This is a genomic window from Sorangium sp. So ce1504 (assembly GCF_051521635.1).
In the GTDB taxonomy this organism is placed as follows: Bacteria; Myxococcota_A; Polyangia; order Polyangiales; family Polyangiaceae; genus Sorangium; species Sorangium cellulosum_B.
Genome location: NZ_CP150365.1, coordinates 8,992,495 through 9,011,496 on the forward strand (window position 1 = coordinate 8,992,495; position 19,002 = coordinate 9,011,496).

12 protein-coding genes and 1 pseudogene are annotated in these 19,002 nt (G+C 72.4%); 9 read left to right on the top strand and 4 right to left on the bottom strand.

Annotation, left to right across the window (positions count from 1 at the left end):
• Window positions 1–2 precede the first annotated feature (2 nt).
• Together WMF39_RS33960 and WMF39_RS33965 are read right to left on the bottom strand one after the other, a co-directional pair.
• Complete coding sequence (locus WMF39_RS33960) at window positions 3–461, bottom strand: (2Fe-2S)-binding protein (RefSeq protein ID WP_437740624.1); 459 nt, start codon at window positions 459–461, stop codon at window positions 3–5.
• Window positions 458–1,108 (bottom strand): Isoquinoline 1-oxidoreductase subunit, encoded by a 651-nt coding sequence (locus WMF39_RS33965; protein WP_437740625.1) that lies wholly within the window; start codon window positions 1,106–1,108, stop codon window positions 458–460. Before WMF39_RS33965 ends, WMF39_RS33960 begins: the two co-directional genes overlap by 4 nt.
• A gap of 339 nt (window positions 1,109–1,447) precedes the next feature.
• Between WMF39_RS33965 and WMF39_RS33970 the strand changes: the two genes are divergently transcribed.
• The 4 genes from WMF39_RS33970 to WMF39_RS33985 all read left to right on the top strand — a co-directional run bounded on the left by WMF39_RS33970 (window position 1,448) and on the right by WMF39_RS33985 (window position 6,823).
• The gene (locus tag WMF39_RS33970) at window positions 1,448–2,983 is read left to right on the top strand and encodes a serine/threonine-protein kinase (RefSeq protein ID WP_437740626.1); all 1,536 of its coding nucleotides are present in this window, start codon (window positions 1,448–1,450) and stop codon (window positions 2,981–2,983) included.
• A 14-nt stretch (window positions 2,984–2,997) separates the two neighbouring features.
• The gene (locus WMF39_RS33975; protein ID WP_437740627.1) at window positions 2,998–3,933 is read left to right on the top strand and encodes a PEGA domain-containing protein; all 936 of its coding nucleotides are present in this window, start codon (window positions 2,998–3,000) and stop codon (window positions 3,931–3,933) included.
• Window positions 3,930–4,607, top strand: a complete 678-nt coding sequence (locus tag WMF39_RS33980) for a hypothetical protein (protein WP_437740628.1) — start codon at window positions 3,930–3,932, stop codon at window positions 4,605–4,607. The genes WMF39_RS33975 and WMF39_RS33980 overlap by 4 nt, the downstream gene beginning before the upstream one ends.
• A gap of 359 nt (window positions 4,608–4,966) precedes the next feature.
• A complete protein-coding gene (locus tag WMF39_RS33985; RefSeq protein ID WP_437740629.1) occupies window positions 4,967–6,823 on the top strand; it encodes a transposase in 1,857 nt (618 codons plus the stop codon).
• Window positions 6,824–6,928: 105 nt separating this feature from the next.
• Here the strand turns inward: WMF39_RS33985 and WMF39_RS33990 are convergent.
• Window positions 6,929–7,417, bottom strand: a pseudogene (locus tag WMF39_RS33990) (RNA polymerase sigma factor); the annotation flags it as partial.
• Window positions 7,418–7,632: 215 nt separating this feature from the next.
• Here WMF39_RS33990 and WMF39_RS33995 point away from each other — a divergent pair.
• The 5 genes from WMF39_RS33995 (at window position 7,633) to WMF39_RS34015 (ending at window position 13,701) form a co-directional block, all read left to right on the top strand.
• A complete protein-coding gene (locus tag WMF39_RS33995; protein ID WP_437740630.1) occupies window positions 7,633–8,706 on the top strand; it encodes a PEGA domain-containing protein in 1,074 nt (357 codons plus the stop codon).
• Between the two features lie 17 nt (window positions 8,707–8,723).
• Complete coding sequence (locus WMF39_RS34000) at window positions 8,724–10,319, top strand: hypothetical protein (protein ID WP_437740631.1); 1,596 nt, start codon at window positions 8,724–8,726, stop codon at window positions 10,317–10,319.
• Between the two features lie 38 nt (window positions 10,320–10,357).
• Window positions 10,358–11,902, top strand: a complete 1,545-nt coding sequence (locus WMF39_RS34005; RefSeq protein ID WP_437740632.1) for a hypothetical protein — start codon at window positions 10,358–10,360, stop codon at window positions 11,900–11,902.
• A gap of 190 nt (window positions 11,903–12,092) precedes the next feature.
• Window positions 12,093–13,157, top strand: coding sequence for a DUF1835 domain-containing protein (locus WMF39_RS34010; protein ID WP_437740633.1), 1,065 nt, complete (start codon window positions 12,093–12,095; stop codon window positions 13,155–13,157).
• A gap of 82 nt (window positions 13,158–13,239) precedes the next feature.
• Complete coding sequence (locus WMF39_RS34015; RefSeq protein WP_437740634.1) at window positions 13,240–13,701, top strand: hypothetical protein; 462 nt, start codon at window positions 13,240–13,242, stop codon at window positions 13,699–13,701.
• Window positions 13,702–13,823: 122 nt separating this feature from the next.
• Here the strand turns inward: WMF39_RS34015 and WMF39_RS34020 are convergent, their stop codons facing one another.
• On the bottom strand, window positions 13,824–18,851 hold the full coding sequence (locus WMF39_RS34020; protein WP_437740635.1) for an AAA family ATPase: 5,028 nt from the start codon (window positions 18,849–18,851) through the stop codon (window positions 13,824–13,826).
• Window positions 18,852–19,002 lie beyond the last annotated feature (151 nt).

Here is a 19,002-nt window from a genome sequence, read left to right on the forward strand (position 1 = left end):
CTTCACTCCGTGGGAAGGCCGGCGGCCTTGCGGACCGCCGCGCGGATGCGCGTGTACGTGCCGCACCGGCAGATGTTGCCGGCGAGCGACCTGTCGATGTCGTCGTTCGAGGGCCGCGGGGTCTTCCGCAGGAGCGCGGCCGCGCTCATGATCTGCCCCGCCTGGCAGAAGCCGCACTGCGGGACGCCGAGCTCCACCCACGCGCGCTGGAGCGGGTGATCGCCGGTGGGGCTGAGCCCCTCGATCGTCGTCACCGCGCCGCCCGCGGCGCGCTTCACCGGCGTCACGCAGGCGCGCACGGTCTCGCCGTCGAGGTGCACGACGCACGCCCCGCAGAGCGCCTGGCCGCAGCCGTACTTCGTCCCCGTGAGGCCGAGCACGTCGCGCAGCACCCAGAGGAGCGGCATGTCCGGATCCACGTCGAGCTTCTGCTCCGCGCCGTTCACCTTCAGGATGATCATGGTCGGGACTCCTCGGGCGGGCACGCCGCGCCCGCCTTCACCCACGCGTCGACGAGCGCGCCGAAGGCCGCCTGCGAGCCGGGCGCCTTCGTGCGGCCATGGCCGGGCGCCCACCCCCACGCCACGAGCTCATCGCGGTTGGAGTGCTCGACGATCTGCGCGAGCGTCTTCTTGCCGTTGCGCGCCGGATCCTTGATCTGCGCGCAGATCGCCGCCGGCGACCGCCCGAGCCACGCCATCTCCGCCGGCGCGAGGTGCCAGCCCGGCGCCCCGGGGACGCGGGCGAGCTCGAGGTTCTGCGCCTGATGGCACGACGTGCACTCCATCGCCGCCACCCCGCGATCGTTCGGACCGCGCTCGGCCAGCGGGCTGTGGCGCTCGCCGGCGTCGCCCTGGCGCGGGACGCCATCGTGAGGGTGGCAGTTCACGCAGCGCGGGTGGAGCAGCACCTTGCTCGCTTCGAGGAAGAGCGAGGCCGCGCGCGCGTCGTCGTCCCGGATCGCCGCGAACGCCTCCGGACTGCGGAGCTCGCCCGGAGCGACGGGCGGAAGAACGACCGGACTGGGCGCCTCCGCGGGACGCGAGTCGCACGCCGCGGCGAGGAGGCCGACGCCAGCCAGCAGGGAACAGAGGAGGAGAGGCTGCATCGCCCGGCCTACCCTGGTGACTCGGCGCGCGGACGACAAGCCCCGATTCGACCTGCGCCCTCGGCGCGTCCCCCGTCGCGTTCACTGACAGCGCAGTTCGCGTTACGTCACGGTTTCCGGCGACAGGGCGACGCGTGGAGCGCGCGAGGACGGCGGCCGTGAACCGTGTGAGCCGGCGTCGACAGCGCGCAGCGCAGCCGCTAGCGCGCCTGTAGCGAACTGTCACGAGGGCGCTACGCAGCGCGGCTCCACGCCACGACGAGACACCCCGACGCCGGCGCATGTCCCCGCAACCCCTCTGCCAGAGCGATGGCTCGCGGCGTGCAAGCCAGCTCCGGCATGAGCAAGACGTTAGGAATAGGCGAGGCCACCCAGCCATCGCCCTGCCTGATCGCCCCAGCTGAGGCAGGCTGCCACACCGCGTCGAGCTCCGAGCGCGGGCCGCTGCCGGGGATGCACGTGGGCTCCCAGCTCCGGCTCATCCGCGCGCTCGGCCAGGGAGGGATGGGGAGCGTCTGGCTCGCCGAGCACGTCGCGCTCAGGACCCATGTCGCGGTGAAGTTCCTCCGCGACATGTACATGGACCACCCGCTGGCCGTCGTGCGCCTCCACCGGGAGGCCGAGGCCGCGGCCCGCATCCAGAGCCCGCACGTGGTGCGCGTGTTCGATGTGAGCTTCACCGACCAGGGGGTCCCCTACATCGTGATGGAGCACCTGGAAGGGCAGACGCTGCAAGATCGGGTCGAGCGCCGCCGGCGGCTGTCGCTCGAGGAGACCGTGTCCATCCTCCGCCAGCTCTGCGCCGCGCTGGCCAGGGCGCATGAGGCGGGGATCGTTCACCGCGACATCAAGCCCGAGAACATCTTCCTCGTGGAGGGCGAGGGGGAGCCCTTCGTGAAGGTGCTCGACTTCGGCATCGCCAAGAACACCGTCGAGGAGGCCGAGCGGCTCACCGTCACGGGCGCCATCCTGGGGACGCCGCACTTCATGTCGCCCGAGCAGATGGCGGGCGGCGCGCGGGTCGGACCGCACAGCGATCTCTGGGCCCTCGGCGTCGTGGCCTACTTCTGCTTGACCGGGCAGATCCCCTTCGGCGGCGCCACCGTCGCCGCGGTGGCCGTGGCGATCGACCGCGGGCCGCCCCCGCCGCCGTCCCAGCTCGCCCCGGGTGTGCCGCCCGCGATCGACGCCTGGGTCCTCTCGCTGCTCGAGCCCGACCCGGCGCGCCGCGCCCGGAGCGCGCGCGCCGTCCTCGAGGCGCTGGACGCGGCCGTCGCCGCCCCGCGCGCCGCGCGGCCCGCCCAGACCGAGCTCATGCCCCCGCGCGAGGCCCTCGGCTCGAGCGAAGGCTACTCGTCCCTCGTGACCACGCTCATGCCGTTCGGCACGCTGGGCGCGAGCTCGCCCCGGCAGCGGGCGCGGGCGCGCACCTGGGCCCTGGCCGCGGGCGCCGTCATGGGCCTCAGCACCCTGGCGTGGGCGGGGGCATCCGGCGTCGCCCGGACCGCGCCGGCAGCGCAGACCGCGTCGCTCGCGATGGTTGCTGGCGGAGCCCCCGGGCGCGCCGCCCCCGCCGCCGAGCCCGCGGCCCAGTGCGCGACGATCGGGCCGCAGCCCGAGGCGCGGGCCGCGGCCACGGCGCCGCAGGTCGAGGCGCAAGCGGCGGCCACGGCGCAGGACGATGCCAGGCCGCACCAGGCCGAGGCGCGGGCTGCGGCCACGGCGCAGGCTGCCGCCAGGGCGGCAGCCGACGCGAGGGTGCCGGCCGTGTCTGGCGCCCGGAGCGCCCTGCCGGCGGCGCTCGCCGCGCCTGCCGCGACGCCAGGCAAGACGGTCGCGACCCGCACGCGCTGGCGCCGCGATCTCGGCTTCTGACAGAGAGGAGACCCATGCGCCCCCGGCCCAGCACGCTGCTGATGATCACCAGCCTGATCCTCGCATCGCCGCCGGCGCTCGCCGGCGACGCGGCGGACACCGCCGGCGACGCCGCGGACGAGAAGGCGCGGCGCGACGCCCGGGAGCTCGTGTACCTGGGCGACGAGCTCTTCATCCTGAGGCGGTACGCGGAGGCGCTCCGCGCCTACCAGCGCGCCGAGCAGCTCGTCCGCGTGCCCTCGACCTCCATCGAGGTGGCAAAGGCGCTCGTGGCGATCGGTCGGCTCAGCGAGGCGCGCGAGCTCGCGTCCACGATCGCCTCGTCGCGCGCGCTCCCCGGGGAGCCCTGGCCGTTCATGCAGGCGCGGCGCCGCGCCGACGCCCTGCGCGACGAGCTCGACGACCGCATCCCCCGGCTGAAGGTGCGGCTCGTGCCGAGCCCCGCCGGAGCCAAGCTCCGGATCGACGGCCAGGAGGTGAAGGCCTCCTCGGAGGGGACCCTGATCGATCCCGGCAACCACTGGGTCGAGGTCGAGGCCGACGGCTACGTCGGCGCCCGGCAGCGGGTCTACGTCCCGGAGCGGGAGATCACAGCGCTCGACGTCGCGCTCACCCCGGAGCCCCGCCCGGACGGCGTCTCGCCGTGGGCCATCGGCGGGTTCGTGGCCTCGGGCGCCGGGCTTTCGGTGGGGCTCGGCGTGGGCGCGGCCTACCTGAGCGCGAGGAACGACCTCGCCGAGGCGTGCCGGCAGGGCGCCTCGGGCTGCTCCGCAGATGCGCGAGGCGACGCCAACGCGCTGGGTTGGATCTCGAACGTGGGGTTCGGCCTCGCCATCGCCGGCGCGGCCGTCGGCGGCATCACCCTCGGCCTGGAGCGCTCGAAGGCTCCGGCCCCGAGCGTCACCTGGGCGGTCGGTCCGGGCTACATCAGCATGCGAGGGACGCTGTGAGGGCGCGCCGCGCTGCCGCCTGCGCGTTCGCCGCGTGGGTCGCCGGGTGTCAGGTCGTCGCCCCGCTGCCCGACGGCGAGGACGGCGCCACCTCGGCCGGGGGCGACGGCATCGACAGCGGCGCCGCCGCGGGCGACGCCGGCGACGGGAGCCCGGAGAGCTGGGTTCCGCCCACGCAGGAGGCCGGCCCGTGCGAGATCGCCGCGTGCTCGGCGCACTGCGCCCGATCGATGGATCTCTGCGAGCTCACGCCGCAGTATCCGTCGGTCGAGGCGTGCTGCACGGTCTGCGAGGCAATGCCGTCGCCCGACGGTTATGTCGGGTGCCGCGCGCCGGAGACCGGCGATCCCGCCGGCTGCACCGCGGCCGGGCCGCTCGGCCCGGAGGGCGACGCCGTGTGCGTCGGGCGGTGCGAGGCGATGTGCACGCTCTACGCGGCCGTTTGCCCGATCGAGCTCGCGGACATCGCGGCCTGCGAGGCCCTCTGCGCGGCCTTGCCGGCGCCGGAGGTGTTCAATGCGTGCGGCTCGCTCACGGTCGAGGGGTCGCTCGGGTGCAGCACGCAGCAGATCTACGTAGCGCTCGGCGCGGTCGACAAGAAGGCGCGCGACAAGGTGTGCCGCGACATCCTGGAAGGCCGCTGCCCTCCTCCGGCGTGCGCGGCCGGCGACTAGGTCGATCCCGCCTCGCGAACGGCACCGCAAGCGGGGGAGTCTGCCTGCTCTCCGCCGGTGCGTTCGCCTGGGCAGCCGATCCTTGGGAGCGGGAAGCGCTCGCCGCGGGGGCGGGCGGCGACGTCTAGTACTACAGCCGCACGTCGGTGAGCGCCGAACGAGCTGGGCTCCACCAGTGTGCGGACAAGCCAAGCGTCATGATCGTCCGGCCGCTCATCGAGTCCCGCGGAGATTCGGCGACGTGCGGCTGTAGTACTAGAGGACCGATCAGGTTGATTTTGCGATAATTCCGGTCGCTTCGATGCAAGGCTCGACGGTTTCGTCGGGCCATGATCTCGTCCGCGTCCGGAGGTGCACGGATGGAACGATGGTTGCCGCCGGTGGAGCTGTCGCGGCAAGAGCAGGCGCTGATGAAGCGGCTGACGCGCGTGAGAGCACTGTTCGGCTTTCTCAGGCTGCACCGGCACGAGCTGTTCGATGAGACGTTCCAGGAGCAGCTGGAGGGCATGTACCGGACGACGGGGGCAGGCGAGCCGCCGCATCCACCGGCGCTGATGTGCATGGTCACGCTGCTCCAAGGCTACGTCGGCGCATCGGATGCCGAGGCGGTGGAGTTGTCCGTCGTCGACCTGCGCTGGCAGATGGTGCTCGGCTGCCTGGGTGCGGCGACGCCCCCGTTCTCGCAGGGCGCACTGCAGGCGTTCCGAGAGAGGATGGTCGCGCACGAGATGGACGGGATGCTGCTGGAGCGGACCGTGGCGCTTGTTCGGTCCGGCGCGATGACGGAGGGCGAGAGGCGTGCGGTGTCCAAGGCGCTGCGCGTGGCCATCGATAGCCGCCCTTTAGCGGGGGCCGGGCGGGTTGAGGACACGATCAACCTGCTCGGCCACGCTGCACGCAGCATCGTCCGCGTCGTGTCGAAGATCACGGAGCGTCCGCCCGAGGAGATCTGCCGCAAGGCGGGCATCCCGCTGCTCCTGGCTCCCAGCATCAAGGCCGGGCTCGATCTGGACTGGAGCGACCCGAAACAGAAGGCGGCGGCAATTCAGATCCTGGAGCGGCAGGTCTCGTCGCTGCAGCAGTGGGTCGACCGCCACCTGGACGACGTCGTCGAGCAGCCGCTTCGCATCTATCTGGATGCGGTCACCCAGGTTCGAGACCAAGACCTGGAAACAGTCGAGGATGGGACCGTACGCATCCGGCAAGGCGTTGCGCCTGACCGCCGTGTCTCCATCGAAGATGCTGAGATGCGCCACGGCCGCAAGAGCCGCTCGAAGCGGTTCGGCGGCTACAAGGAGCACATCGCACGCGACCTTGACCTTCCCATCATTGTCGCCTGCGCGGTCACGCCCGCGAATCGGCCCGAAGAAGAGGGAGCCTCGCCGATCGCCAAGGACATTCAGCGTCAGCGGCTGCGCATCGTCGAACTCCACATCGATCGCGCCTACGTGAACAGTCCCGTCGTTGATGACGTGATCCGCGCGAAGGGCCGGGTGTTCTCGAAGCCTTGGGGGCAGCGGGCTCGCAGCCCCGACTTGTTCAGCAAGCGCGACTTCAAGATTGACCTGCGTACCAAGACGATTACGTGTCCGGCAGGGCAGGTCGAAGTGTTCGAACCGGGCGACACGGTCGAGTTCGATCCTGAGGAGTGCAGCGCGTGCCCTCTCCGATATCCCGCCACCACACGCGCGACGCGATCACCTCTGCGCCCCGATCGACCCGTGGCGTTCGCAGCGAACCCGCCGGAGGAGCGCATCGCGCCCCGCGGCGTGCTCTCCGCGACCACGACGCTCGCGGTGCTCGTGCAGGAGACGGCACGCCGAGAGCTGTCCCTCGGTGGTCCCGAGCTCGAGCATCGCTCGCGCGCGCTCGATCCTCGGATCGATCCGAGCATGCGCCGCGCCGGTGTGCTCCCGGAACGACATCTTGCCCGCGGCGGAGACCGCGCGGGCCGTCGTGGTGCTGCCCTGATGGGCGGGCACGGCGGAGGCCGTGACGGCCTCTCGCCGGATCGCGCTCTCGGGTCGGCCCGGCCCCACGCCGCGCTGGCCAGCAGGCGCCGCCGGCATCTCGAGCGCGGGCTGCACGCGCCCCGAGGCCGCGAGCAGGGGCGCTTCGGCAAGGCCAGCCGCTGGGCCGGGCCAGGCAGCGCCCGCCCCGAGCACGAGCCCTGCTGCCGCCGTCCCATGCAGCCTGAACCGGCGAAGCCCCCGTAAGGCGTCGTGAAGCCACGCACCGGAGAAGAAGGGCACGAAACACGGCACCGCGGGCTGCCTGCGCCGGTGCTGCGCCGCCTGCCAGCGCCCTGCCTCCTGCTCGATCCTGTCCCAGGCGGCAGCGAGCCGTGACTTGACGGTGTTCTCGGGGAGCGCGTGCGCCTCGGCGATCTCGGCGAGCGTCCGGCCCAGGAGCTCGTGCTCGATGAAGACCATGCGACGTGCGTCGTCGAGCTTGTCGATGAAGCGCCAGAGGACGGAAGCCCGCTGGCGGGCGATCAAGGAGGCTTCCGGGCCCGGCCGCTCGTCCGAAGGATCCTCGTCCTGGAGGGGTGCGATCACCTCTTGCCGGCGGCGCGATCGCCGCCGGCTGTTGCGCACCACGTTTCTGACGAGCTCGTCCACATACGCCGCGGCGTCCCTCGCCAGGCCGATGCGCGCGCGGTTCTCCAGGATGCGAAGCCACGCGTCCTGGATGACGTCGTCGACGTCCTGAGCCGGCACGCGCATGGCGCGCGCGAGCCGGCGGAAGCGATCGGAACCAAGCGTACCAGGGGCCACGATGGCCAGGCTCGCCGAGGTGCTCACATACATGCACGTCCAGATGCTTCAGGCGCGAAAAGAGGTGACCCAATCGACCGGTGCGACGAAGAACGGTGCGCGAAGGTGCGTCCGCAGGGGGATAACGAGAAGGCCACGGCTCCGTGGAATCATTGCGCAGGCGACGTCAGATTTATCATGCAAAAGCGCCGCGCTCGGTATCCACACGCGCTTGCTGGGCCGACAGCCTCGTTGATAACGTGGGCTGCATGACGCTCTTGCGCTCGGCCCTGTCCGGGATTTGCCTTCTCGGCGTGCTGGGCAGCGGCATCGGGCTCGCGCGCGCAGCACCTGCGCTGACCGAGAGCGCGGCAGCGATGGAGGCGCGCCAGAAGGCCCGGATTGCCTTCGGCGCGCGGAAGTGGACCGAGGCGGAAGCGAGCTTCGAAGCCGTCCTGGCGGCGCCCGACGCCGCCGGAATGACCGCGGTGCAGCGGGCCGAGGTGCTCGGCTATCTCGGGCTTTGCGAGCTGGAGCAGGGCAAGCACCGGGAGGCCGCCGAGCACCTGGGAAAGAGCCTCGAGCAGGACGCCGCGCTGAGTCGCGCGCTCCTCGACAGGTTCACGCGTGCGTTCAACAGGGCGATCGAGCACGTCGGCAGGATCTACGTGGCGGCCTCCCCGCCCGACGCCGAGATCCTCCTGGACGGGGAGCCCGTCGGCACGGGCGCCACGGTCCACGAGCTGTTCGTCGCGCCGGGGACGTACACGCTCCGGGCCCGGCTGTCGGGGCACGGGGAGGGCTCGCAGCGGGTCGAGGTCGATGCGGGGAAGACGGTCAGCGCGGCGCTGCAGCTCGTGCGCGCCGTCGACCCGCCCGCGCGCGCGCCGGATCCGGGCGCGAGGAAGAGCGAACCGGTCAAGCCGCAGGCCCCGGGGCCGGTGGCATCGTGGCTCGGGCCGGCGCGTATCGCCGGCATCGGTCTGACCACGGCGACGGCCTCACTCGGCGCCCTGTTCATGGTCCGCGCGAGCGCATCCAACGGCGATCTCAAGGAGCGTAACAGCAAGCTGGACGCGCTCGGGTTCACGCCGTGGGCGTGCCGCGAACCGTCGCCGCCTTCAGCGTGCAACGAGCTGGCGGTCCTCCGGCGAGAGCGAGATCAGTTCGCCGCCCTCGGCACGGCGATGGTGGTGGCGAGCGGCGTGGTCGGCGCCATGACGGTCGCCTCGTTCTTCACGGATTTCTCCTTTCTGCAGTCCGAGCCCACGGGACCCCGCGTCGCGTTCTCGCCGGCCTCAACGCCAGGGCAGATCGGCCTCGTGGCGCACGGGGTGTGGTGATCCGAGGAGCCAGGGACATGCACTTTCTCCAGGGACGACACGTGCGGCGGCTGTGCACCGTCGCCGCCTTCTCGACGAGCGGCGCGGGAGGGCTCTCCGGCTGCACGTACACAGAGGACTGCGGTGAGGAGCGGATGTGCCTCGCCCCCCCGCCGTCGCCGTGCGAGGTGAACGAGCCGGGCATGGGGCCCGTGATGGACGAGTGCGGGGTGTTCGCCAGCGCCAGCGCTCCAGCGGAGGGCGCGCGCGCGGGCACGCGGCTCGAGCCGCTCGGCTCGCTGCAAGCCGCGATCGTGGAGGCGCAAGGGCGGGGCTTGCGCCACCTCTATGCGTGCGGCGAGATGTTCGAGGAAGAGGTCACCCTGGTCTCGGGGATCCACCTCTGGGGCGGCCGTGGCTGCGATGACGGCGCGTGGTCGTTCGATGGCGCCAACCACCCGACGATCATCGCCCCGCCTTCGGGGATCCCGCTGCGGGTCGTGGGGGACGAGGGCGCGACGTCGGTCATCTACGGCGTGCGCGTCGTGGCGGCGGACGCCTCCGCGAGCGATGGCAAGTCGTCGATCGCCATGATCTTGAGCGCGGGGGCCGGAGCGATCGTGCGATCGAGCGCGATCGTCGCGGGCGACGGCAAGGACGGGGAGCCGGGGAAGGACGCGGACAGCGAGCGGGCAGCGGACGGCGTGCTGGGAATCGACGGCGCGGACGCCTGCACGGAGGACTCCCCGACGGGTGCCCTTCCGGTCGTGACGGCGTGCGACGACGGCGCCGAGTCCACCGGAGGCTACGGGGGCGACGGCGGGCTCGACGCGGGGGGCGATGGCGCGCCGGGGCAGCCGAGACCAGCGGGGAACCAGGACCCGGAGAAGACGGGGCTCGGAGGCCGCGGCGCGGATGCCCTCACGAGATGTAAGGAAGGGGATCCTGGCCCCGACGGCGCCGCCGCCGGTCGCGCTGACGGCGCGGTCGGCATGGGTTACCTCACCGAGGACGGCTGGGTCGGCGTTCGCGGTCAGGACGGGGAGCGGGGCGGCGTCGGCCATGGGGGGGGCGGCGGGGGCGGCAGCAAGGGGCGAGGCGAGCAGCTCGCGTGTCGGGCGGGCTTGCCTGAGGGCGGCGCGGCCGGTGGCTCGGGCGGGAGCGGCGGCTGCGGGGGCCGGGGAGGTCACGGCGGCGGCTCTGGCGGGGCGAGCATCGGTGTTGTCGCGCTGCAGGGGAGCGCGGTGACGCTCGAGGCGACCACCGTGACCGCGGGCAACGGCGGCAACGGCGGCGTCGGCGGAACGGGCCAGCCGGGTGGTGTCGGGCGATGGGGCGGGCACGGGGGCACGACCTTCGTGATGGGTATGTGGGAGGCATGTCGTGGCGGCCGTGGAGGCAACGGCGGTCGCGGCGGAGATGCCGGCGGCGGCCTCGGGGGGCCCTCCTACGGCGTCGCATCCTTCGGCGCCTTCGTGGGCATCGGCCTAGATGCCCATCTCCAGCCTGGAGGCGCCGGCAAGGGCGGGTCCGGCGGCAACGCAGCGCCCAATGACCCTGTGGGCGAGGGAGAGGCGGGCCACTCGTTGCCCTACGTTCAGTTCGGTGCGCCCGACCCTGAGCCGCCCCGCTGAAGAGCCCGGAGCACGCCGCGTCACATCGAGGGAGAACCATGCGAATCACAGCAGCGATCACCTTGTTCCCCGCGGTGCTGCTCGTCGCGGCCGGCTGCGGCACCGCGCCAGGCCCGAGCGACGCTGGCGGAGCGGCGTGCGACGGCGCGTCGTCGTGTCCAGGCGACGCGCCGCCGGAGTCGGTCTGTCTCGAGCGCCTCGCCGCCAACGTGCTGGAGGATGGCTGCGGGGTGTTCGTCGCGGGCATGTTCGGGAACGGGGACGACGCGAACCCCGGCACAACGAGGGATAAGCCGGTGCGTACGCTGCAGCGCGGCGTCGAGCTCGCGCGCACCGGACGAGGGCGAGTCTTCGCGTGCAACGACGGGTTCTACGGCGCCCTGGCGCTGCCATCCGGCGTCGATCTCGTCGGCGGATACCACTGCTTGAGCTTTGAGCACGAGCCTGGCGGGCGCCCGACACTTCAGATCGTCGACACGTTCGAGCCCATCCTGACCGTCGTGCCCGCGAGCCCCGGCGACACGGGAGCCGCGGACGGCGTATCGACGATCGTCGACATGCGGCTCGTCTCGCACGGCTCGATCACGATGCTCGTCCAGTCCGGCACGGCCGTGGAGCTCATCCGGAGCCAAGTTCGCGCCTCGTCCGCATGGGGGGGCCGCGATGCCGAGAAATGGCCCTATCCGAACGAGGCAGCGGAGGGGCCCGATGGGCAGTACGGGGGCGACGCGTGCTCGGCCGCCGTCGTCCCTGGTGGCGCTGCGGCGGTGAACCCGTGCGAAGGAGGGATTCCGAGCGTCGGCGGGAAGGGAGGGGACGGGCTTCCCGACGGCGCTGGCGACGGCGGGGACGGGCTGCCGTTCGTTGCGTACAGCCCGACGTCCGGGCGGGGGGGAGACGGGGAGGTGACAGGCGTCGATTGCGACGAGGGAGCTGTCGGGCGCAGCGGCGCGCAAGGTGTGACCGGTGCCGCCGGCAAGGGCATGGGGCGCATCACCGAGGCAGGGTGGGAATCCGACAAAGCCGGCGACGGGGGCAGGGGCATGCCAGGCCAGGGTGGCGGCGGGGGTGGCGGCCATCGGGGAGGGCTCTCCGTGTGCGGTGCGGGGTCGAAGGGAGGAGCCGGCGGCGGCTCCGGCGGCGCCGGCGGCTGCGGCGGTCGAGGCGGCCGAGGTGGCGAGAACGGCTATCCGTCGATCGGCATCATCGCGCTTCATGCCAAGCTGACCGTGCGCGATAGCGAGATCGAGACATCCGAGGCCGGGCAGGGCGGCGACGGCGGGCCCCCCGAGGAAGGCGGCCGAGGCGGTCGCGGCGCTCCGGGAGGCGCCTTGGGGGGCGGCCTGTGGTCCTGTCAGGGTGCCAACGGGGGCGACGGGGGTCCCGGCGGCTACGGCGGCCCCGGGCGTGGCGGCGACTCGATCGGCATCGCCTACCTCGACGAGGATCAGCTCACGCTGGAGGGCGTCTCCTATGAGCTCGGACTGCCGGGCAAGGGCGGCGTGAGCTGGGATATCTGGTCCGGCGACGAGGTCACGGGGGAGGAGGGCATCGCCGCCGAGACGTTCCGGTTTCCTGACTAGTCGGGATCTTCTCGGAAGGACGACGCGGTCCGCAGACGATCCGCGGAGGCAGACGAGCCCAGGGCGACGCCCGTAAGGTGCGGTTAGGCACGCGTCCGATCGGCCATCGGAGCCTTTGCGATTACTGTCGCGAGGATTGTCAGGATAAGCGCCCGTACAAGTACAGTGAATGCTACAGCTGTGGATTCGAATGAACACGACGGACCTGCCTGCCCTCCTCGACGCGACGCATGTTGCCTTTGACCCGCCAACAGCAGACCGCCTGGTGCAACTCGGCGCGGCCAACGTCGTGCGTTCGTCAGATTGCCTTGTTGTCGGGCCGAGCCGCCTCGATGCCCTGGAACATGTGCGGACGCGTGAGGCCTGGCGCTCTTTGTCTGAAAAGCGTTCGGATGCAGACGAATCGGGCCAAAAGTGGGATCAGCTCTATTCGCAGGATGTTCGCTGGGAGCTGCCCGTTGTTTTGTGGGTATCAGTGAGCCTCCATGAACGAGTGAACCTATGGAGGGTCTGTAGCTGGCTGCGGCACATCGGGATCGCGTGCAGTGACGTCCTCATCGTCGAGCTCGAGCGTGTCTACGGCACAATGAATAGGTTCCGCGAGCCACCGAGCATGCCGCGGTTCAACTGCTCCGCGTCGGTCGCCGACCATCTCGACAACGTTCTTCTGGATCGTCTCGCCAAGTCGTGCCCTTGGCCAGTGGAACGCTACGATCGTGCCGTTCGCCTCTGGGAAAGCTACGCCGATGAGGATCCTTTGCCCTTCGTCGAAAGCTGTATGGCTGGTGTCGAAGGGTTTCCGGAACTTGCCCCCTTGTGGGAACTTCTGTCATCTTTCTTTCCCAGGAAGACCACGGAATGTAGCCTGCGCCTCAGCCAACTCGATGAACTCATCCTGACCATCCTCTCGGCAGGTGAGTACCAAACTGACGTGCCCGTGTTCTGCCACAAGTCGCAGTCTGGATTGGAGCTGCGGGAGCTCCTCTCCTGTACAGGCGACCTGTTCCTGGAAGATCGTCTGGCCCAATGGGCGAGGCACGCTTCGAACGAGTTCGTAGAGCCCGCACCCGACGTGAGGCCTGACGTTGCGATGAAGTCGTGGGTGTACCGCCTCACCGAACGTGGCGCGCAGCTCCGAGACAGGGGACTTGATCAACTCGCGGACGCGCCGCGCCTTCCCGTAGCGGGGACCGAAGCGTACTCACCTGTGGCCCCCTGGGTGCTGCTCGAAGACGGACGGCTCGCTCGCCTGTGAGGGCTAGCCTAAAACCCGCGATCGGAAGCCAGCTGGCCCACTGGATTCAGCCCTGTAGACCGAAGTGATAGAGGGACTCGCCATGCCCCCTGAGCCGGAAGACCAGGACCCGCGCCCGCCGCCTACCGAGGCGGAGCTGGCAGCGATCCCGGATACGGCCACCTTCGCCGCAGCCCTCGTGTGGTGCGGCTATCTCGCGTCACCCAGGATGGTCGCGAAGATCCCCCCCGCGGATCTGCGCCGCCCTGCGCTCGGCCACATCGACAGCCTGCTCGCCACCTTCCGGCCAGTCCGCCGGGATCAGCCGGAGACGCGGGCATGGTGGCTAGCGCTGCTCGAGCGCCTCGAGAGCTTCCGGGCGCTCTGCGAAGCATGGGACGGCACCAGAGCGCCGCCCATGCCGTTGCAGGAGGCCGCGCGGGCGGTCCTCATGCACCTGAATCACAAGTCGAGTTCGGAGGAGTACGAGACGCTCGATGAGGAGGTAAGCCCGTTCTACCTCCAGCCCCCCAGCCCGCGGGGCGCCCAGGAACGTCGGCGGTAGGTGCGGCGATCACCGCGCGATCGAAGTCCGCCCCTGCCCGCCTGTCAAGCGAGCGCCGGGAGCCGACACGCTGGCGAGGCGCGAGGGAGCGGCCGAAATGCCCCGGCCGCGGCGCCGGCGCCTCAGCCGCGGCCGCGGGTATGGGCGAGCGCGTAGGCCATGCCGCTCTGCAGCGTGCCGAGCGTCAGCAGGCCGTCGAGCCCGGCGGCGTCGTGGACGAGCCGCTGGGCCGCCGCGGGCCGCACCCCGGTGAGGATCGCCTGGGCGCCGACCAGGCGCAGCGCGCTCGCGGCCCGGGCGAGGATCGCCGCCGGGGCGGCATCGAGCTGGCGCACGCCGGTGATGTCGAGGATCACCACCTGCGCGCGCGTGCGGACCGAGCCCTCGAGGGCCGTCGCCAGCACCTGCGACGCGCGGGCGTCGTCGAGCACCCCGATCAGCGGCATCACCACGATGCTCTCCGTGATCGGCAGCAGCGGCGCCGCCATGTCCGCCAGGCGCTCCTCCTGGACGCGCAAGATCTCCGCCTGCGCCGCCGACCGCTCGCGCTCGGCCCGCTCGCGCTCGCCGATCTCGCGGCGCGTCTGCGCGTGGGCCTCGCGCAGCGCCTCGCCCTGGCGCACCAGGTCGGCGTTGACCGCCTGGAGCTGCTCGAGCGCGGTCTGCAGCTCGTGTGTGCGCGCCTCGACCTGCTGCTCGAGCTGCTCGCGGGCCTGCTGCACGCTGGCGTACAGCCGGGCGTTCTCGATCGCCACCGCCGCCTGCGCCGACAGCAGCTGCAGCAGCTCGACGCGCTCGGGCGCGAAGGCGTCGCGGGTCGCGTTGTTCTCGACGTAGAGGATCCCCGACAGCCGGCCCTGGTGGAGCAGCGGCAGGCACAGCACCGAGCGCGGGCGCTGGCTGGCGACGTAGGGGTCGCGGGCGAAGCGGGGCTCGGCGCCGGCGTCGCCGAGCAGCACGCCCTCGCGGCTGCGGGCGACGAAGCGGGCCACCGAGGTCGCCAGGGCGGCGTCGTCGCGCATCGGCTGGTCGAGGCCGACGCGGACCTCGTCGGGCGCGGTGCGCATCTCGGCGGCGATCGACAGGTCCTCGCCCTGCGGCACGAGCAGGAAGCCGCGCTGGGCGCCGGCGCGGAGCATGACGATCCGCATCAGGCGGTCGAGCAGCCGGTCGAGCACCAGCTCGCCGGCGACCGCCTGGGCGGCGTGCATCAGGCCCTCGAGGTCGAGCGAGCCGCCGCCGAGCCTGCGGGTGGTGGTCGTCGAGCGGCTCGTGCTGTGCCCAGCGCGTGCGGGCACGGGCGGGGCGAGCAGGTCGGCGCGGGTGAGCAGCAGCTGGCCCGCCTTGGCGGCCGCGCCCCAGCGGGCGAAGCCGACGTGGGCGTCCTGCAGGTAGGCGCCGGCCAGCGCGCGACGGTTGCGGCGCAGGTGCAGCCGCGCCGCGCACTCGCTCGCCAGCGCCGCGTGGAGCACGAACCCGCGCGCCTGCGCCTCGGCGATCGCCTGCTCGTAGCCCGCGATCGCCTCGGCGTCGCGGCCGGCCAGGCGCGCCGCCTCGGCGTCGAGCAGGTGCTGGAGCGCCACGAACTGCGACGGGTTGCTCGTCGACCACGGCCGCAGGGCCGCGCGCTCGCGCTCGAGCTGGTGCGCCAGCGCCTCGCGCTCCGCCTCGCCGGCCGCGTCCCAGCGGGCCGCGGCGACCAGGCCCGAATAGGAGTACTGCTCGGGCGAGTACATGTGCCCGGCCCCGGCGCCGCTCTCGTGCAGCTCGCGGGCGCGGACGGCGAGCTCGAGCCCGCGCTCGTACTCGCCGTACAGGTAGGCGAGGCGCAGCTTGCTGACCGCGTAGAGCCACGGCACGAGCCCCCCGGGCGGCATGTGGGCGACGAACGCGTCATCATCGAAGCCGTCACCGTCGAGGGCGCTCGTCGCCGACTCGCCCATCAAATTGACGACCACGCGGCGCATGAACTCGACCACCGCCGTCGACGCGACATCGCGGGTCTTCCGCAGGAGCGCCGTGACGTCGTCGATGCGGGCCTCGGCGCCGCGGATGTCGGCGTCGGCGATCAGCGCCAGCGCGGCCGATTGCAGGCAGTAGAACGACACGTAGGCGAAGTTGCCGACCTCGAGCGCGACGCGCCGCGCCGAATCGCGGTACTCCTCGCCGGCCGAATACGGCTGGCGGTAGAACACGACCGACGTGCCGAACAAGAAGTGCACCATGCAGCGGGTGCGCAGGTTGCCGGTGCGCTCGTTGAGCTTGACCCCGAGCTCGCCGAATTCGTAGGCCTTGCCGAGCTCGCCGGTGACGCCGGCGAGCAGGATGCTGTACACCGCGTAGCTGTAGTCCGACCCGTCGACGTTGCCGTGGCGCAGCGACAGGTTGACCATGTGCAGCACGATCAGGGGGAACAGCGCCGGCCTGCCGACGAACACCGGCCCCGACATCGACGCCAGGAGCCGCATCACGACCTCGACGTCCGGGTCGCGCGCCGGCGGGGCGTCGAGCAGGGCGCCGACCCGCCGCTCGCCGAGGTTCTCGTGGGCCGCCGCGAACGCGGCCGCGACGGCCTCCTGCAGCGCCGGGCCCTCATCGGGCAGGCCGAAGCCGTACATCGCCAGCGCCGCGCGCCCGGCCGCGACCACCGCCGCGAAGTCGCCCATCGCCGCGTGTAAGAGGACGCGGAGGTCGTAGACCTGCGCCCGCTCCTCGCGCGAGCGCGCCCGCGCGAGCGCCTCCTCGAACAGCGCGTCGGCCTCGGCGAACGCCCCGCACAGGTACGCGCACTCGGCCAGCTCGACGCGCAGCGCGAACGCCAGCTCGAACCAGCGCGCCCACGGGTCGGCGCCGAGGCACTCGCAGCCGGCCTGGAAGTACTGCCGCGCCGCGTGGTAGGCCGTCGCCGCACGCGCCCGCCGGCCCGCGCGGAGGTTGAGTCGCGCCAGCGCGATCCGCTCGTCGCCGTCGATCCGCGCCAGCGCCACGTCGAGGTGGCCGACGACCTCGAACAGCGCCTCGTCCGGCACGCCCGCCGGGTACGCGTCGCGCAGCAGCCGGCCGACGCGCAGGTGCGTCGCCTCCCGCACCTCGCTCGCCAGCAGCGAGTCGGCGGCCTGCTGCACGCGGTCGTGGAGGAAGCGGTGGAGATCGTCGCCCTCGCCGCCGGCGAGCGGCATGACCAGGCCCTCGCGGACCAGCTCGCCGAGCGCCGCGGTCGCGTCGTCGCCGTCGTCGCTGCCGACGGCCGCGAGCACGCGCCACGAGAAGCGATAGCCGACGCACGCGGCCCGCTGCAGCAGCCGCTGGGCCGCGGGGGTCAGGCGGCGGATCTTGCCGGTGACGAGGGTGACGACGTTGTCGGTGACGTCGCGCGCCTGCACCTGCGCGTCGTCCCACACCCACCGGCACGCGGCGGGGTCCCAGCGCAGGAGGCCGTCCTCGACGAGCAGCAGCAGGAACTGGCCGATGAAGAACGGGTCGCAGTGGGTCTTCTCGCCGACGATCCGCGCCAGCGCGGCGACCTGCGACCGCTCCATCACCAGGGTGTCCGCCAGCAGCTCCTCGACGTCGGCGAGCGCCAGCGGACCGAGCGGCACGTCGCCGACCTCGACCCCCGCCGCGCGCAGATCGGCGAGCGCGGCCGGCAGCGGGTGCCCGGGGCCGACGTCGTCGTCGCGGTAGGTGCCGAGCACCAGCAGGTACCTGCATTCGGCGTCGAGCAGCATCTCTTGCAAGAGGCGCAGCGACGCCGGGTCGACCCACTGCAGATCGTCGAACACGAGCACGAGCGGGTGGTCGGCGGCGGCGAAGACCCGCAGCAGGGCGGTGAAGATCAGGTTGAAGCGGTTCTGCGACTCGGCCGGGCCGAGCCGCGGGACCTCGGGCTGCGGGCCGACGATGAGCTCGAGCTCGGGGATCAGATCGGTGAGGAGCTTGCCGCTGCTGCCGAGGGCGGACGCGAGGGCTCGCCGCCACGCCTCGAGGACCTCGGGCGCGGCCGTCAGCAGGGTGCGGCACAGCTCGCGCAGCGCCGTGGCGATCGGGGCGTACGGCGCGCCGCGGTCGTATTGATCACACTTGGCGGCGACGAAGAACCCGCCGCCGCGGGCGACCGGCGCCGCCAGAGTCTGGACCAGCGCCGACTTGCCGGCGCCGCCGGGCCCGCGCACGAGCAGCAGCGTGCGCGCGCCGTCGGCGACGCCGGCGGAGGTCGCGAGCAGGACGTCGATCTCCTGCTGCCGTCCGTACAGGCGCGGCGGGATCCGCGGGGTCGACGGCCGGTCGGCGCTGCCGAGCGCGAACGGCTCGATCGTCCCCGTCGCCGCCCACGCGGCCGCGCAGCGCTGCAGGTCGGCCCGCAGCCCGGCCGCGCTCTGGTAGCGATCCTCGGCCGCCTTGGCGAGCAGCTTCATGATGATGTCCGACAGCACCGGCGGCACCTTCGGCATCAGCACCGCCGGGGCGACCGGCACGCGCGCGAGCTGGCTGTGGACCAGCGCCATCGCGTCGCCGGCCTCGAACGGCAGCACCCCGGTCACGAGCTCGTAGAGCGTCACGCCGAGCGAGTACAGGTCCGAGCGCGCGTCGACCGGCCGGTTCATCCGCCCGGTCTGCTCGGGCGACATGTACGCCAGGGTGCCCGCCATCCCCGCGCCCGCATCGACGCGCGACGCCTCGTCCTCGCCGCCGGCGATCGCCAGGCTGAAGTCGATCAGCTTCACCTGCCCGGTCGCCGGGTTGTGGACGATGTTGTGCGGCTTGACGTCGCGGTGCAGCAGCGGATAGCGGTGCAGCAGGTCGAGCGTGCCCGCCACCTCGACGCCGATCGCCAGCACCGCCGCGAGGTCGAGGGCGCCGGCGTGGAACAGCACGTCGAGCGAGCGACCGCCGCAGTCCTCGAGCACCAGCGCGAGCTCGTCGCCGATCGTCTCGAGCGCGTGCGCCTTGATCACGCCCGGCAAGTCGAGCGATCGCAGCACCGCGAACTCCCGCCGAAGCGCGCCGTGGATCGCCGGCGCGAGCGGCCCGCCCTTGCCGATCTTGACGACCACGCGGGCGCCGTCGCGGACGCGGACGGCCCGATGGATGACCACGCCCGCGCCCTCGTGCAGCCTCGCGGTGAACGTGTACGCGCCCTGTTCTGCCATGATTGTGCCTCGTGGCCCGTCGATCGTCGCGCCCGGCCGCCGCGCGAGTCATCGATCGCGCACCGCTTCCGAGCGTACGTGACGCCGCGCGACCGGGTAAAGCATCTGCGTCAGCGCATCGCCACCCCGCCGGCTGTCTCGCCGACCCGAG